Below are 14,587 nucleotides of genomic sequence, written 5' to 3' on the forward strand. Positions count from 1 at the left end.
CCTGGGGATCAGGGTCATTGCCAACCGAAGCATATTCGGCCCGTACGCTAGGGCAGAAACAATCGACTGAGTCGGCCCGGCGCAGCACGCTCAGGGATTTCGCCATCGCCGTCCTGCTCGGGCTGGTGGCCTTCGTCGTCTTCAACGCCAATATGCGGTCTATTCCGGCAGGCGACACATATGGCGCGCGGTACTTGCCGTTCTCGATCTGGCGCAATCATAGCGTACTTCTTGACCCCATCGTCGACACGGTCGCGCAAGGCCGCGAGATACCCACGGTTCAAGGCAAAGGCACCAATGCATATTGGATGTTGAAAGGGCGCGATGGTCACCTGGTCTCGCAATATCCGGTCGCGGTTCCCGTGATGATCGCGCCGCTCTATTTGCCGGCAGTCAGCTACCTGGAAGCAAGGAACTGGAACCCCCTGTTGCTCGACAGGATCGCCAGGATCATGGAGAAGCTCTGTGCGTCCTTGCTCGCGGCCGCATCGGTCGCGTTCTTCTACCTGGTGCTGCGGCGGCGCTGCGACGCCAAAACCGCGGCGCTCCTCACCCTGCTCTACGCCTTCGGCACGACGACCTGGGTGATCAGCAGCCAGGCGCTCTGGATGCACGGGCTTGGCCAACTCCTCATCGTCGCGACGATGCTCTTGATCACTGGACCGGTGAGTCCGCTTCGCGCCGCCGCAGCCGGCTTCTGTTGCGCGCTCATAGCCGTCAACCGCCAGCCTGACGCTATTCTGGCGGCCGGCCTCGGACTTTACGGCCTGTGGTGGGCAGGGCGCAAAGCGCCGTTGTTCGTCATAACGGGTTTGATCCCGGTGGCGCTGATCGTCGCCTACAATCTGGAGCTTGTCGGCAACATCGCAGGCGCCTATGCCTTGATCGATCGAAGCCTGAGCTACAGCGACAGCATGATCGAAGGCATCGCCGGCCTGTTGTTCAGCCCGATGCGCGGCCTTTTCGTCTTCTCGCCGTTCCTGCTGTTCGTGCCCCTGTTCCTGATCCCGGTTCTGCGCGAGCCGAAGATGGGCGGCCTCGCCATCCTGATGGCCACTGCCGTGACCGTGCAGGTGACCCTCTATGGTTTCATCGACTGGCGGCAGGGCGCGTCCTGGGGGCCGCGATGGCTGACCGAAATCGTTCCGATGCTGATATGGATGCTGCCGCCGGTGCTGGCGACGCTGTCGGCAAAAGGCCGCGCCGCATTCGCGCTGGCCTGCGGCCTGGCGATCGGCATCCAGGCGATCGGCGCATTCTGGTATACGGGCGAGTCCGACAAGGTTCTGGTCGCCGCAAAGGCGCCAGACCGGACGCGGCCGGCATGGGAGATCGGCAATGCGGCCTTCATCGCCGAGCTGAGACATCCGCCAGCGCCCATGGATCTCTTCACCGAGTTATACGGCAGTGTCGACGAAATCAATGTTGTCGAAGCCACGCCGCCGGATAGTCCGACAGGTGCGGCCATGCGCCAGGTCGAGGTCCTGGGCTGGGCACTCGCCGACAGGAAAACCCCCACAGACGTCGCCGTGTCGGTCGACGGCCAAATCATGGCCGGAACAGGCCAGTTCTTCGAACGCAGCGATGTCGTCCAAACATTGCGGGCATCGAGCCCGGCCGGCTGGCGAATCGCTTTCCCGGCCGATCAAATGAAGCCCGGTGAGCATGTGGTGACCGCGCTTGTTCGTGGCCAGGCTGGCGGCCCGCATCGTCTTCTCATGGAACGCAAATTTTTTCTGGCGCCGAATCAGGCTTTGGCGGAAGCCTTTCCGCGAGCCGTGCAGGGCCTGGTTTCACGCCTGCAAGCGCCCGGCTACTGGCTGACGTCCTTCACCGCCGGCACAGCATTCGACAAGTCGCATGCCGAACTGAACACCTATCTGAATGCGGTGATGCTCGATGTGCTAGGCCCAGTCGCGCAACAGACCGGGCTTGAAGGTACGACGACGCTGGTACGCGGTTACTTGACCAGCCAGATCGAGACGAACGGCCTCGTCCGCTATCATGGCCGCCCCGATGCACCGGCCATCGGCACGCTTGGCTGCGCCATCACCCCGGATGCGGACGACACCGCCCTCGTCTGGAGGACGGCTCCTGGCCCACGGAGGGAGCTGCTGTCGACGGCGCTCGCCACGCTCGATCAATATAAAAGGCCGGACGGCCTCTACCGGACCTGGCTCGCGCCGCGCGACAGCTATCAGTGCCTCGACCCGGGCAAGGACCCGAACCCCGCCGATCTCGGCATCCAGATGCATGTCTACATGCTGCTTGCCGAACAGAACCCCGGCACGGCAAAGGCGCTATGTGAGGCGATGGCACGCAAGGCGGATGATGACGATGTATGGGTCTATTACGCCAAGGCGCCGCTTCTTCTCGCCCTGCGGCTGCCGGACCTGAAGAAGGCCGGCTGCGCGCTGAAGATATCGCCGGCGCGGCTGCAGGCCAGCGTTTCCGGTCAGGATGTCTGGGCTAGGATGGTTGAGCTCGTGCGTCAAATGGAAAATGGCGCTCCAACAAAGGAGACCCGGCTGGAGGCGATCGATCTTCTGAGCAAAATCGCCGCGGAGAATTTTTCCTTGCTCAATCGAGCGCCACCGCTTTTCTATCACAACGACCTCAGTGCTTCGGTGCGGCGATTCTACTGGTCACAGGAACTCGGATATGCACTCTGGCTAAGGCTTTACGTCGCGAGCCAATCGATGCAAACGGCGCTTTCGTGCCGCTCCGGCGAGTCAGAGCAGAAATGTGGGGGCATATGACGCCGCTGGAACCGGCAGTTGCGATTCGCTCGGCGAGGCCACGATGGTGGTCCCGGCTGTTGTCCAGCATCCGTTTCGACGAGGTCTGCGCACTTCAGGGCGCGCCGCTGATCGGCGCGATCCTCTCGATCAGCGCCCTGACCATAACCAACACGCTTGAGGTCGCCATCCTCGTTGCCGGCAATTTTTGCCTGGTGTCGCATGTCTTCCTTTTCAACGACTGGTCCGGTATCGGCGGCGATCTCAACGATCCCAGGCGAGCGCCAAGGACTTTTGCCGCAAAGGGCCTGTCGCGAAGCGAGGTCGGGTACCTGACGCTCTCGCTCCTGGCGCTCGGCCTGTTGCTGCTCAGGGTGGTTGGCGCGACGCCTTTCTGCATCGGACTGGCCATCGCCGGCTTGAGTGCCCTCTATTCGGCGCCTGGCTTGCACCTCAAGGGCACACCGCTCTTCAACTCAGGGCTTCATCTTGCGGGCGGCATGTTGCATTTCCTGCTCGGCTACGCGGCCTTCTCCGCCATCGACGCGCGCGGCCTGCTCGTCGGCTGCTTCTTCGGGCTGGTCTTCAGCGCCGGCCATTTCACCCATGAAGCACGCGATCATGACGGCGACACGCTGAACGGCATCCGCACCAATGCGGTCGCCTTCGGCAGGACGCAAAGCTTCATTGCGGGCCTTGTCCTCTTCACAGCGACCTATGCCCTGTTGGTAGCGCTCGCGGCGTCTGGCCTCGTGCCGGGCGTGCTCACGGTGGCGGCGCTGCTCTACCCGCTGCATCTCGTGGCATCGCTGCGCGCGCTGCGGGCCGGCCTGACTTTTGAAAGTCTGGTCGGCCTCCAGCGCTGCTACCGCGCGCTTTACGCAATCATAGGAATTGTGATGGTGGTGGCGACGCTGACCTCGTTGTCGAGATCATGAGTCCCGGAACAGAGCCGACCTCCGCCGCATCAGTGCTCTCGATCATTGTCCCGGTCTTCAACGAGGCGGCGACGCTTGCCAGCGTGCTCGCCATCGTCAGCGAGGCGCTGCCGGCTGTTGGGAAAGAGATCATCGTCGTCGATGACGGATCGACGGATGGAACCCGTGAATGGCTGCGCACGCATTTTCCAGACGGAGCTCGTTCAGGCCATAGCATAAAAGTCGATGCGGGCAACAATCTCGCCGTCATCGATGACGGACCGGCCGCCAAGACGATCATCCGGCCGATCTATCACGAGAAAAACAGCGGCAAGGGCGCCGCGGTGCGGACCGGATTTGCGGCCGCCAGCGGCGACGTCATCGTCATCCAGGATGCCGACCTCGAGTACGATCCAACCGACTGGGCGGCCATGTACGATCTTATCGCGAGGCGCAAAGTTGCCGACGTGGTCTACGGCTCGCGGTTCTACGGCCGGCCACACCGGTCCTTGTATTTCCACCACTATGTGGCGAACAGGTTCATCTCGCTGACGTTCAATCTGCTCTACAACCAAACGCTGACCGACATTGAATGTTGCTACAAGATGTTCACCCACGCGGTCAAAGAGCGGCTCACCCTCACCTGCGACGATTTCGGCTGCGAAATCCAGATGAGCGCCCAGATTGCGCGCGCCGGCGACCTGCGCATCTATGAGGTCGGCATCAGCTATTACGGCCGCACTTACGAAGAGGGCAAGAAAATCGGTTGGCGCGACGGGATCAAGGCGCTCTGGTATCTGATCCGATTCCGCCTGTCCGCCTGAAGCTACTCCCTGTCAGGAATGCCGATCTTGGAAGGATCCCGCGTGACAACCGGCGGCGGCTTCTTGCCATATGGTGCTAGGTCTTCGCCGATCTCGACCGGCGCGCCCTGCCCCTTTTTGCGGATGTGCAGCTCCCATTGAAAGCCGCGGATCCCCGGAGGCTTAGCCAGGGTCACCTGCAAGCCGGCGTTTGCAAGCAGTTCCATCAGCCAGATCCGGTCGAAGATGGTCGCATTGGTCGGATCGAACTCGTTGATGTAGAGCGCGTTCTGAAAATCCTGCATCATGGGGAAATTCCGCTTCTCGAACAGGAACCATGTCGAGACAAGAATGCCGCGATCATTGAGGACGCGCGCCGCCTCCCTGACGTAGTGCTCGGTCTGCCGCTGCGTGGTGTGGGTGAAGACCGACCAGGCGATCATCAATGTCACGGCGCCGTCCTCGATCGGGAGCGGAGCGAAACGTGGCAGGGATGGATCGGGGTTGAAGCCGGGGTTGAAGACATTGTGATGCGCGAAAGTGAAATCGGGGTTGGCCGGCGTCAAATTCTCCTGACACCACCTCACCATGCCTTCGTGCAGGTCGATGCCTCGATATTTCGCTGGCACCGCCGACTGCTGCATCATCTGCCTGGCAAGCCGGCCGCAGCCCGAGCCGAAGTCGAACACATTGTCATAGGCCCCGTCCAGCATTCCCGAAAAGACCGGCGCGCGGCTTGGATTGTCAAACATCGCCGGGTCAGTCGGGCCGACGAGTTGCCGCATCTCAAAGGGCGGAACGGGCAGTTCCCCCGGCAAGGAATTCGCGCCAGCCTCTGAGATCGCCTCCGCTCGCCGCGGCCACAGACCCTTTCCCGACCACGACGGCATGGGGGATCAACTCCAGTTCTCAAGCGCGGTCGCAGAACCGCTTTGTCTCTTCGTTCGACGCAATTCCGTACAGCGAACCGCTGCGCACTTTCCAATGGATGGCGGCGCCGATAGCGATTGGTCGCCGCAAGGCGGCCGATGACATACGCTCTCGTTGTCTTCTGGGCCGCCCACCAATTGTCCATTTTCGCCTTGCGTCAGGAACTTGGCAGCCAATTGCTGATGCCTGTCAAGCGGCTGACGATGTTGCAACGGCCTCCCGCGTCGCGAGGTCGCTAGGTGGCGTCAATCGCTTCACCAGTCGGTCCGCATCATTCCAAGCCTTCACGGCACAAAGATCAGGAACACATAGGTGAAAAACACCACGACGTGCACCATGCCGGTCAGGAACGTCGTTCTTTCGGTGCTGAAGCTTACGCTGCATATGAAGAGCGCCAGCACCAAAAGCACGGCATCGGAAGCCGGGAGCCCAAGGGTCAGCCCCCTGCCCGTCAGCAGGCTGGCGGCCGCGACCGCCGGTATCGTCAAACCGATCGTGGCGCAGGCCGAGCCCATCGCGACGTTAAGGCTGCGCTGCAGCTCATTCTTGAACGAGGCGCGGATCGCCGAGATGGCTTCCGGCATCAAAACCAGTGCAGCGATCATTGCTCCCACGATGCTGTCGGCCTGGGTCACCTGATAGGCGGCGAGCGCATCTTCCACGCTCGCGGCGACCTGCTCGGCGAGCAGGACTATTCCGATGAGCCCGCTCAGCAGCAGCAGGGCGCTGACGGAAATGCTGTCGTGGGAAGCAGTTCGCGTCGGGACGTCGTGTGCCTGCCCCTGGACGAAGTCCTCCCGATGCCGGACGGTCTGGGCGAACACGAAGCTCGCATAGAGAAGCACCGAAAGGACGCTTACGAAACCAAGCTGAGCCGCCGAAAACGTGCCGGGATCCGTGGCCTGGGTGTAAGTCGGAAGAATGAGCGTCATCACGGTCAGCGCGATCAGAACCGACAGGTAGGCGCTGGTCCCTTGCCGGAGGATCGCCTGCTTGCGATAGCGCCAGCCGCCAAGCGTGAGACAGATGCCGACAACGCCAGTGGAGGTGATCATCACCGTCGAGAAAACGGATTCGCGCGCCAGGGTCGGGTTGTTTGCTCCATGCAGCATCATCGAGACGATGATCGACACTTCGATCGCCGTCACCGCAAAAGTCAGCACCAAGGTTCCGTAGGGCTCCCCTATACGCCGGGCGAGCGCCTCGGCGTGGTCGAGCACCACGAAAATGGTGGTGAACATGATGGCGCTCGACAGCGCTCCAACGAGTATCCTGGCGTTCAGCGACCCTTCGTCGACCGAGAGGCCGCTGGCCCTGACCGCGAGAGCCATCGCCAGCGCGGCCAACGGCATCGTGTAGGAAGTCACCGACCGCCGGTAACCAGTCATTCAAGCCCCCCGAAGGCCATGCGTTTGCGCGAACTTAGCCGAAAAGCGCGCGGGGAGCACCTCTCATGGGCATCTTTGCCCGCCAAGCGTACCGTTCAAAACTCGATTGAGGACCGGGCATCATTTCTGGCGTCGAATGCCTCGATGGCCTTGCGAACCGCCCCACAGAATCTTTCCAGAAGTTCCGGCTCGTTCCCCATTCGACGGCGCAGCGAGAAGGGCACTTCCAGCTGTGCGCCTTTGCCCGTCAGTCCTCGGTTGACGATGTTCGAATCCTGGACACCCGGAAACGGATGGTTATCCTTCTTTGTCTGGAAGCCGGCCTCCTGCAGACGCCAGGCTATCTCTGAAACCAACGCGGCATCCTTGCCGCCCATGTAGACTGTCGCGAGATCGTCCCGATCCTGGCGACCGTGGATAGCGACGACAGTGGACTTCGTCCGCAACAGTTCCAGCGCGGTTGCCTCGTCAAAGTTCCTGGATGTTATGTGCAGCTCCCGGTTGCTTTCCGGCATGAGCCCTTCAAAGCAATACATATCGAGATCGCCCCCTGCTATCGTCTCGGCGATCAGGGAGGTGCGGGGCTCGATCTTGCCGCCATGCGGGGCGATGACGATGGCACTGCCGGTTCGCGCGCCGCGCCGGACGACTATGCGATAATCTATGTTTTCGATTTTGGCGGCTTTCAGCGCCGCAAAATTTGGAAACTCGTTGTCCATAAATGCCGTTTCACGCCGTCTTCTGCGCCACCAATCCCAATTCCTCCACCATCGCCTCGCGCATCAGGAATTTCTGCGGCTTGCCGGTCACCGTCATCGGCAGCTCGGTGCGGAAGCGGATGTGGCGCGGCACCTTGTAGTGCGCGATCTGGCCGGCGCAGAAGGCCTTGATCTCCTCGGCGGTGGCGATCTGGCCGGGCTTCAGCACGATCCAGGCGCAGAGCTCCTCGCCATATTTATCGTCCGGGATACCGAAGACCTGAACTTCCTTGATCTTGGGATGGCGATAGAGGAATTCCTCGACCTCGCGCGGATAGACGTTCTCGCCGCCGCGGATGACCATGTCCTTCACCCGGCCGACGATGTTGCAGTAGCCCTCGGCGTCGATCGTGGCGAGGTCGCCCGTGTGCATCCAGCCGTCGGCGTCGATCGCCTCGCGGGTCTTGTCGGCGTCGTCCCAATAGCCCTTCATCACCGAATAGCCGCGCGTGCAGAGCTCGCCAGGCTCGCCGACCGCGACGGTGGCGCCGTCGGCGCCGATCGCCTTGACCTCGACATGCGGATGGATACGGCCGACGGTGGAGACGCGCTTTTCCAGCGGATCGTCGACGCTGCTTTGGAAGGAGACGGGACTGGTCTCCGTCATGCCATAGGCGATGGTCACTTGCGCCATGTGCATGAGCGACACCACCTTCTTCATCACTTCGATCGGGCATGGTGAGCCGGCCATGATGCCGGTGCGCAGGCTGGAGAGGTCGAAGCTGGAAAAATCGACATGGTCGAGCATGGCGACGAACATCGTCGGCACGCCGTACAGCCCCGTGCAGCGCTCCTGCGCGACCGCTTTCAGCGTCGCGCCGGCATCGAAGCCCTCGCCCGGGAAAACCATGGTGGCGCCCTTGGAGACGCAGCCCATCGTGCCCATCGACATGCCGAAGCAATGGTAAAGCGGCACCGGGATGCAGAGCCGATCGTCGACGGTGAGCCTGATCGCCGAAGTGACGAAATTGCCGTTGTTGACGATGTTGGAATGCGTCAGCGCCGCGCCCTTCGGCGCACCCGTCGTGCCGCTGGTGAACTGGATGTTGATGGCGTCGCCGGGCTTCAGGCCTTCGGAGATGCGGTCGAGGCTGTCATGTTCGTCACGCCCGGCCATGGCCAGCACATCGCCGAAATTGAACATGCCGGGCGAATTGTCGTCGCCCATCCGGATGACGATCTTCAGCGCCGGCAGTTTCTTGGCCTTGAGCTTGCCGGGCTCGGCGGCGGCGAGCTCGGGCGCAAGCGTTCCGATCATGCCGAGATAGTCGGATGTCTTGAATTGGGCGGCGGTGACGAGCGCCTTGCACCCAACTTTGTTGAGAGCATATTCGAGCTCGGTCAGCCGGTAGGCCGGGTTGATGTTGACGAGGATCAGGCCAATGCGCGCGGTGGCGAACTGCGTCACCAGCCATTCCCAACGGTTCGGCGACCAGATGCCGACGCGGTCGCCTTTTTCCAGACCCAGCGCCAGGAAGCCGGCGGCCAAGGCGTCGACCGCGTCTGAGAGCTCGCTCCAGGTGAAGCGCTTGTCCTGGCCAACGAAAACGGCGGCGTCGAGCGTGGCGTATTTGCTCACCGTTTCGGAAAACAGTTCGGGAATGGTCTTGTCGAGCAGGGGCACCAAGCGATCGCCCGATACATGCGCCTTGCCGCCCAGCGGGGCAATGAAGGTGCCGCTGGCGCCGCGCCCGCGCAGATTGGTGGCGTTCATGAGCTCGTCGAGTTTGATCGCCATCGCCGTCTCCTCCCGGGATAAGCCAGCCTATCAGCCTGCCGGGATGGTGGAAACCCGCCGAAGGTATGGGTTACGCGACCAGCGCCGCCATTTTGGCGGCGATTTCCTGCAACCGCCCCTCATCCGCCATATCACGAACCTTCTTCGAAGCCACCAGGCAGGCCTGCGACTTCAGGATCGTGCCGTCGCCCAGCACCTTGAGGTGGTTGGCGCGCAGTGTCGAGCCGGTGGTGGTGATGTCGACGATGACGTCGGCCAGTCCCGCCGCCGGCGCGCCTTCGGTGGCGCCGAGGCTTTCGACGATGCGGTAGACCTGGATGCCGTGCTTGAGCGAAAAGAACTGCTGCGTCAGCCGCCAGTACTTTGTAGCTATCCGCAAGCGCCGGCCGTGGCGCTGGCGGAAATCGGCGGCGACATCGTCGAGATCGGCCATGGTATCGACATCGAGCCAGATGTCGGGCACGGCGACCACGACATCGGCATGGCCGAAGCCGAGGCGGGCGACGATCTCGGCGCGCGCTTCCCAATCGGCAAGATTCTCTCGCAAAAGGTCCTCGCCGGTGATGCCGAGGTCGACCGCGCCCTGGCCGATCTCGCCGGCGATTTCGGATGCGGACAGGAAGGCCACCTCGACATTGTCGAGGCCTTCGATGCGGGCGCGGTATTTGCGGTCGTCCTCGGGCAGGGTAACGGCCAGGCCGGCCTTGGCCAGCACTTCGAGGGACTGTTCCTTGAGACGGCCCTTTGACGGGATCGCCAGCGTGATCATTGCGCCGCCTCACGCAAGGCTTCGATCCGGTCGAGCCACACCGAGAAGCCGACGCCGGGGATCGGCTTCTTGGCGCCGAGCAGCGTCAGCAGCCGATCGTAGCGGCCGCCGCCGGCCAGCGGGCGGTCGCCGTCACCGGCGGCAATCTCGAAGACCAGGCCGGTGTAGTAATCGAGCGGACGGCCGAAGGCGGCGTCATAGCGGATTTGCGCCGAGGACAGGCCATGCGCCTCGATCGCCTTGGCGCGGGCGGCGAAGTTCTCCAGCGCCGGTCCCAGCGCCAGGCCGGCATCAACGGCGAATTTTTCGAGCGCCGCGGTCGCGCTGTCCAGCGCGACATCGATCTCGAGAAAACCCTTAAGCGCCGAGAACGCCTCGTTGGATAGGCGGACGCTGCGCAGTTGCGCTTTCTCGATCAGGCGCCGCGCGATGTCGGCAGGCGCGCGGCCGGACGATGCCGACAGCCCGGCCTTCTCGATGCCGGCAGAGATATGCGCGGCGAGGCCTTCCGCATCGCCGTCGAGCGCCAGCAAGGCGACGGGGCCGGAGAGCTGGCTGTTGCGCGGCGGATTGGCGAGGTCGGCAAGGGCTGCCTCCAGCATCGGCGCCGAGCCGAAGGCGCGCGCGAGCCGCATGCGCCAGCCGCGCGGCAAGCCGAGCGCGGCCAGCACCGCCTCGAACAAAGTCTGGTCGCCGAGCGTGATGGCAAGTGTCTGGCCGGGCAGCACCAGCGAAAGCAGCGCATGCGCATCGGCCAGCGAGCGGGCGTCGGCGGCGGCCGTGTCGCGATCGCCGAGGTCCTCGATGCCGGCCTGGAAGAATTCGTTGCCGCCCTCGCGGCGCTGGCGGAACACTTCGCCCAGATAGGAGTAGCGGCGCGGCGTGCCGGCCTGGCTGGCGATGTGGTCGAGACAGACCGGAATGGTGAATTCGGGCCGCAGGCACAGCGTCTTGCCGGTCTCGCTTTCGGTCAGGAAGATGCGCCGGCGCAAATCCTCGCCGGCCATATCGAGGAACGGATCGGCCGGCTGCAGCACGGCGACTTCGACCGCGTGGGTGTCGCGGGAGGCGAAGAGTTTTACGATGTCGGGACGGGAGGTCATGGATAGGTAGGGCGCGAGGCACCCCCCTCTGGCCTGCCGGCCATCTCCCCCGCAAGGGGGGAGATCAGCAGTTTTGGGCTCGGCTCCCATTCTCCAACGCTGGAGATTGGCGAAAGCATACGCGACATCCAATCTCCCCCCTTGCGGGGGAGATGTCCGGCAGGACAGAGGGGGGTGTTCAAGCGCCACCCTTCGCGCGATCGGCAGCCTGCTCCGCCAGAATCTTCTTCACCTCGCCAACCAGTTCGGCTTCCGCCACCGTCACCTGCGCCGGCCGTGCCGCCCGCCATTCGGCATTGTCGGTGATCTCGGCCGACATGCGGGCGCCTTCGATCAGGTCCTTGATCTGCAGTTCGCCCTTGGCGCGCTCGTCGCCGCCCTGGATGATGGCGACCGGGCTGCCGCGGCGGTCGGCGTATTTCAGCTGCGCCTTCATGCCGGCGCCGCCGAGATACATTTCGGAGCGGATGCCGGCGGCGCGGAGGTCCGCGACCATCTTCTGGTAGCGGCCGAGGCTTTCCGTGTCCTTGTCCATGACCAGCACCACGACCGGCGCGATGACGTCCGAGATATCGAGCTTGCCGAGGTTCTTCAGCGCCGTCATCAGGCGTGAGACGCCGATGGAGAAGCCGGTCGCCGGCACCGGCTCGCCGCGAAAGCGCGAGACCAGCCCGTCATAGCGGCCGCCGCCGCCGACCGAGCCGAAGCGCACGATTTGACCTTCGTCATTGGGGATCTCGGCGAGAAGCTCGGCCTCGAAGACCGGGCCGGTGTAGTATTCGAGGCCGCGGACGACTGAACGATCCATGGCGACACGGTCTTCGCCATAACCCGCAGCCCTGACCAGAGCCTCGATCGTTGCGAGCTCGCCGACGCCTTCCTGATAGACAGCGTTGGTATTGACGTTTGAATCCTGGGCCGTCTGGCCGTTCCTCGCGGTTGCAAGAAGCACCGCTTCGGCCTGTTTGTCATTCAACCCGGCGCCCTTGGCGAAATCGCCCTCGCCTTCCTTGCCGCCATCCCAGCGCCCCGGGCCGAGCAGCAACCTCACACCTTCCGGCCCGAGCTTGTCCAGCTTGTCGATGGCGCGCAGCACCGTCAGCCGGCGGCCGGCGTTGTCATCGCCGCCAAGCCCGATCGCCTCCAGCACCCCATCCAGCACTTTCCGGTTGTTGACGCGGATGACGTAGTCGCCGCGCTTGATGCCGAGCGCTTCCATGACATCGGCCATCATCATCGCCATCTCGGCGTCGGCGGCGACGCCCGGCGTACCAATGGTGTCGGCGTCGAACTGCATGAACTGGCGGAAGCGGCCGGGGCCGGGCTTCTCGTTGCGGAACACCCAGCCGGAGCGATAGCTGCGATAGGGTTTTGGCAGCTTTTCAAAATTCTCGGCGACGAAACGCGCTGTCGGCGCGGTGAGATCATAACGCAGCGACAGCCACTGGTCGTCGTCGTCCTGGAAGGAGAACACGCCTTCGTTCGGCCGATCCTGGTCGGGCAGGAATTTGCCGAGAGCATCGGTGTATTCGATCATCGGCTGGTCGACCGGCTCGAAGCCGTAGAGCTCATAGACCGAGCGGATGGTCGCCATCATCTTCTCGACGGCGCGGATGTCTTCGGCGCTGCGGTCGGCAAAACCGCGCGGCAGCCGTGCTTTCGTCTTTTCCGATTTGTCGGCCATGGGATGATCTTCTCTGGTCAATGGGCGCGCGTTTCCTAAACGATGCTGCTTGGAGCGGCAAGGGTTAGCGCCTCTGCTTCTCCCCTTGCGGGAGAAGGGGAGTCTGCGCCTCTACTTCGGCCTCTTGAGCCTCTTGCGCTCTTTCTCCACCTCCGTCCGGCAGTAGCAGCCTTCGAGATGGTCGTTGACCAGGCCCATGGCCTGCATGAAGGCGTAGACGGTGGTGGGGCCGACAAAGCTCCAGCCGCGCTTCTTCAACTCCTTCGATATCCTGACCGACACCGCCGTCGTCGGATTGGCGCGCAGATGCGCAAGGTCGACGATTTCGGGCCGCTCCTGCGGACCCGGCTCGAACTTCCAGAACCAGGCGGCCAGGGAGCCGAACTCGTCCACCATCTCGCGGGCGCGTTTTGCGTTGTTGATGGTCGAGACGATCTTGCCGCGATGCCGGATGATGCCGGCATTGCCGAGCAGGCGCTCGACATCCGCGTCGGTGAACGCCGCCACTTTGTCGAAGTCGAAGCCGGCGAAGGCCTCGCGGAAATTCTCACGCTTGCGCAGGATGGTCAGCCACGACAGGCCCGACTGGAAGCCTTCCAGGCAGATTTTCTCGAACAGCCGGCGGTCATCCATTACCGGCCGGCCCCATTCATGGTCGTGGTAATGAAGATAGTCGGGCAGGTTGCCGTGCCAGAAGCAGCGCGCCTTGCCGTCGGGACCATCGAGAATGCCGGCATGTTCAGTTGTCATCGCTACCAAATCCGTCCGTTAACGCGCCTCGGCGCCAAGTTTACGGTGGCTTTACCAGATTCCTGAACCGGCCGGTAACCACACCAAAAGGTTTACTGACAAAGCGGCATTTTACGCATTCCGATTCATGCTTTGCTTGCCGCTGCGCGCCAAGGATCGCGAAGCCGAGGCCCTCCCGCCCGGACGAGTTCGACGATCAAGGTGCGTTCCGATGAAGACAGCGTTTTGTTCCCTGCTTGGCGCGGTGGTCATTCTTGCCGCCGGCGCCACGACCTCCCTTGCCAATGACCGGTACGCCGACCGACCGCCGGTGATGGTGAGCCCCGACCTTTCGGCGCCCTGGGTGCTGCAGCTTGGCCGTGCGCCGGGCATCGTGCGCCCGGCCCGGCAGGCAACGCAGCAGCCGCTGCGCCGCCTCTTCCAGGCACAGCCCGACCAGCAGCGCACGGCGGCCGTGCAGCAGCCGGCCAAACGCATGGTGATGCGGCCACAGATCAACCCGATCTACCTGCCTCAGGAAGTCGCCTATGACGGGCCGGCGAAGCCGGGCACCATCATCATTGATACGCATCAGAACTTCCTCTTCCTGGTCGAGAAGAACGGCAAGGCGCGACGCTACGGCGTCGGCACCGGCAAGCCCGGTTTCGAATGGTCGGGCACGCACAAGATCACCGACAAGAAGGTGTGGCCGGACTGGCGCCCGCCGGCGCAGATGATCAAGCGCGAGGCGGCCAAGGGCCGCTACCTGCCGACTTACCTGGCCGGCGGCATCGAGAACCCGCTCGGGGCGCGCGCGCTCTATCTCGGCACCACCGAATACCGCATCCACGGCACCAACCAGCCCTGGACGATCGGCGGCGCGGTGTCTTCCGGCTGCATCCGCATGCGCAACGAGGACGTCGTCGACCTTTACGAACGCGTGAATGTCGGAACCACGGTCGAGGTGATATAGTCACAGCGAATCAGCCGGTTAGGCGGCGCGGCATTTTTAGTCTCCTGCTGTTGCCGC

The 14,587-nt window shown here is 63.3% G+C and carries 12 protein-coding genes; 4 read left to right on the forward strand and 8 right to left on the reverse strand.

Going from position 1 to position 14,587, the window contains the following annotated elements; translation table 11 throughout:
• Window positions 1-17: 17 nt before the first annotated feature.
• The 3 genes from FJ957_RS17730 to FJ957_RS17740 are packed head-to-tail and all read left to right on the forward strand — an operon-like array spanning window position 18 to window position 4,479.
• Complete coding sequence (locus FJ957_RS17730; RefSeq protein ID WP_140833473.1) at window positions 18-2,759, forward strand: hypothetical protein; 2,742 nt, start codon at window positions 18-20, stop codon at window positions 2,757-2,759.
• Between the two features lie 59 nt (window positions 2,760-2,818).
• The gene (locus FJ957_RS17735) at window positions 2,819-3,676 is read left to right on the forward strand and encodes a UbiA family prenyltransferase (protein ID WP_181180605.1); all 858 of its coding nucleotides are present in this window, start codon (window positions 2,819-2,821) and stop codon (window positions 3,674-3,676) included.
• A complete protein-coding gene (locus FJ957_RS17740) occupies window positions 3,673-4,479 on the forward strand; it encodes a glycosyltransferase family 2 protein (RefSeq protein WP_140833478.1) in 807 nt (268 codons plus the stop codon). The genes FJ957_RS17735 and FJ957_RS17740 overlap by 4 nt, the downstream gene beginning before the upstream one ends.
• 2 nt (window positions 4,480-4,481) lie before the next feature.
• On the opposite strand, the gene FJ957_RS17745 is transcribed toward FJ957_RS17740, so the two are convergent.
• From FJ957_RS17745 to FJ957_RS17785, 8 genes are all read right to left on the reverse strand, one after another.
• Complete coding sequence (locus FJ957_RS17745; RefSeq protein ID WP_181180606.1) at window positions 4,482-5,210, reverse strand: class I SAM-dependent methyltransferase; 729 nt, start codon at window positions 5,208-5,210, stop codon at window positions 4,482-4,484.
• Window positions 5,211-5,672: 462 nt separating this feature from the next.
• Window positions 5,673-6,740, reverse strand: a complete 1,068-nt coding sequence (locus FJ957_RS17750; protein ID WP_246685880.1) for a calcium:proton antiporter — start codon at window positions 6,738-6,740, stop codon at window positions 5,673-5,675.
• A gap of 131 nt (window positions 6,741-6,871) precedes the next feature.
• Complete coding sequence (locus FJ957_RS17755) at window positions 6,872-7,495, reverse strand: poly-gamma-glutamate hydrolase family protein (protein ID WP_140833484.1); 624 nt, start codon at window positions 7,493-7,495, stop codon at window positions 6,872-6,874.
• A gap of 10 nt (window positions 7,496-7,505) precedes the next feature.
• Window positions 7,506-9,272, reverse strand: coding sequence for an AMP-binding protein (locus FJ957_RS17760; protein ID WP_140833485.1), 1,767 nt, complete (start codon window positions 9,270-9,272; stop codon window positions 7,506-7,508).
• A 70-nt stretch (window positions 9,273-9,342) separates the two neighbouring features.
• The gene (hisG, locus tag FJ957_RS17765; RefSeq protein ID WP_140833489.1) at window positions 9,343-10,041 is read right to left on the reverse strand and encodes an ATP phosphoribosyltransferase; all 699 of its coding nucleotides are present in this window, start codon (window positions 10,039-10,041) and stop codon (window positions 9,343-9,345) included.
• Window positions 10,038-11,144, reverse strand: a complete 1,107-nt coding sequence (locus tag FJ957_RS17770; RefSeq protein WP_140833491.1) for an ATP phosphoribosyltransferase regulatory subunit — start codon at window positions 11,142-11,144, stop codon at window positions 10,038-10,040. The genes hisG and FJ957_RS17770 overlap by 4 nt, the downstream gene beginning before the upstream one ends.
• A gap of 178 nt (window positions 11,145-11,322) precedes the next feature.
• The gene (gene hisS / locus FJ957_RS17780; protein ID WP_140833493.1) at window positions 11,323-12,828 is read right to left on the reverse strand and encodes a histidine--tRNA ligase; all 1,506 of its coding nucleotides are present in this window, start codon (window positions 12,826-12,828) and stop codon (window positions 11,323-11,325) included.
• Between the two features lie 111 nt (window positions 12,829-12,939).
• Complete coding sequence (locus tag FJ957_RS17785) at window positions 12,940-13,578, reverse strand: DNA-3-methyladenine glycosylase I (RefSeq protein WP_140833495.1); 639 nt, start codon at window positions 13,576-13,578, stop codon at window positions 12,940-12,942.
• Between the two features lie 211 nt (window positions 13,579-13,789).
• Between FJ957_RS17785 and FJ957_RS17790 the strand changes: the two genes are divergently transcribed.
• Window positions 13,790-14,530 (forward strand): L,D-transpeptidase, encoded by a 741-nt coding sequence (locus FJ957_RS17790; RefSeq protein ID WP_140833497.1) that lies wholly within the window; start codon window positions 13,790-13,792, stop codon window positions 14,528-14,530.
• Window positions 14,531-14,587: the final 57 nt, after the last annotated feature.

The organism is Mesorhizobium sp. B2-4-6 (assembly GCF_006442775.1).
GTDB lineage: Bacteria > Pseudomonadota > Alphaproteobacteria > Rhizobiales > Rhizobiaceae > Mesorhizobium.

Excerpts from the sequence above, each read along its gene's own strand:
- FJ957_RS17740 (WP_140833478.1), top strand. The coding sequence starts at position 3,673 with ATGAGTCCCGGAACAGAGCCGACCTCCGCCGCATCAGTGCTCTCGATC.
- FJ957_RS17745 (WP_181180606.1), bottom strand. The coding sequence starts at position 5,210 with ATGTTTGACAATCCAAGCCGCGCGCCGGTCTTTTCGGGAATGCTGGAC.
- FJ957_RS17750 (WP_246685880.1), bottom strand. The coding sequence starts at position 6,740 with ATGCCGTTGGCCGCGCTGGCGATGGCTCTCGCGGTCAGGGCCAGCGGC.
- FJ957_RS17755 (WP_140833484.1), bottom strand. The coding sequence starts at position 7,495 with ATGGACAACGAGTTTCCAAATTTTGCGGCGCTGAAAGCCGCCAAAATC.
- FJ957_RS17760 (WP_140833485.1), bottom strand. The coding sequence starts at position 9,272 with ATGGCGATCAAACTCGACGAGCTCATGAACGCCACCAATCTGCGCGGG.
- hisG (WP_140833489.1), bottom strand. The coding sequence starts at position 10,041 with ATGATCACGCTGGCGATCCCGTCAAAGGGCCGTCTCAAGGAACAGTCC.
- FJ957_RS17770 (WP_140833491.1), bottom strand. The coding sequence starts at position 11,144 with ATGACCTCCCGTCCCGACATCGTAAAACTCTTCGCCTCCCGCGACACC.
- hisS (WP_140833493.1), bottom strand. The coding sequence starts at position 12,828 with ATGGCCGACAAATCGGAAAAGACGAAAGCACGGCTGCCGCGCGGTTTT.
- FJ957_RS17785 (WP_140833495.1), bottom strand. The coding sequence starts at position 13,578 with ATGACAACTGAACATGCCGGCATTCTCGATGGTCCCGACGGCAAGGCG.
- FJ957_RS17790 (WP_140833497.1), top strand. The coding sequence starts at position 13,790 with ATGAAGACAGCGTTTTGTTCCCTGCTTGGCGCGGTGGTCATTCTTGCC.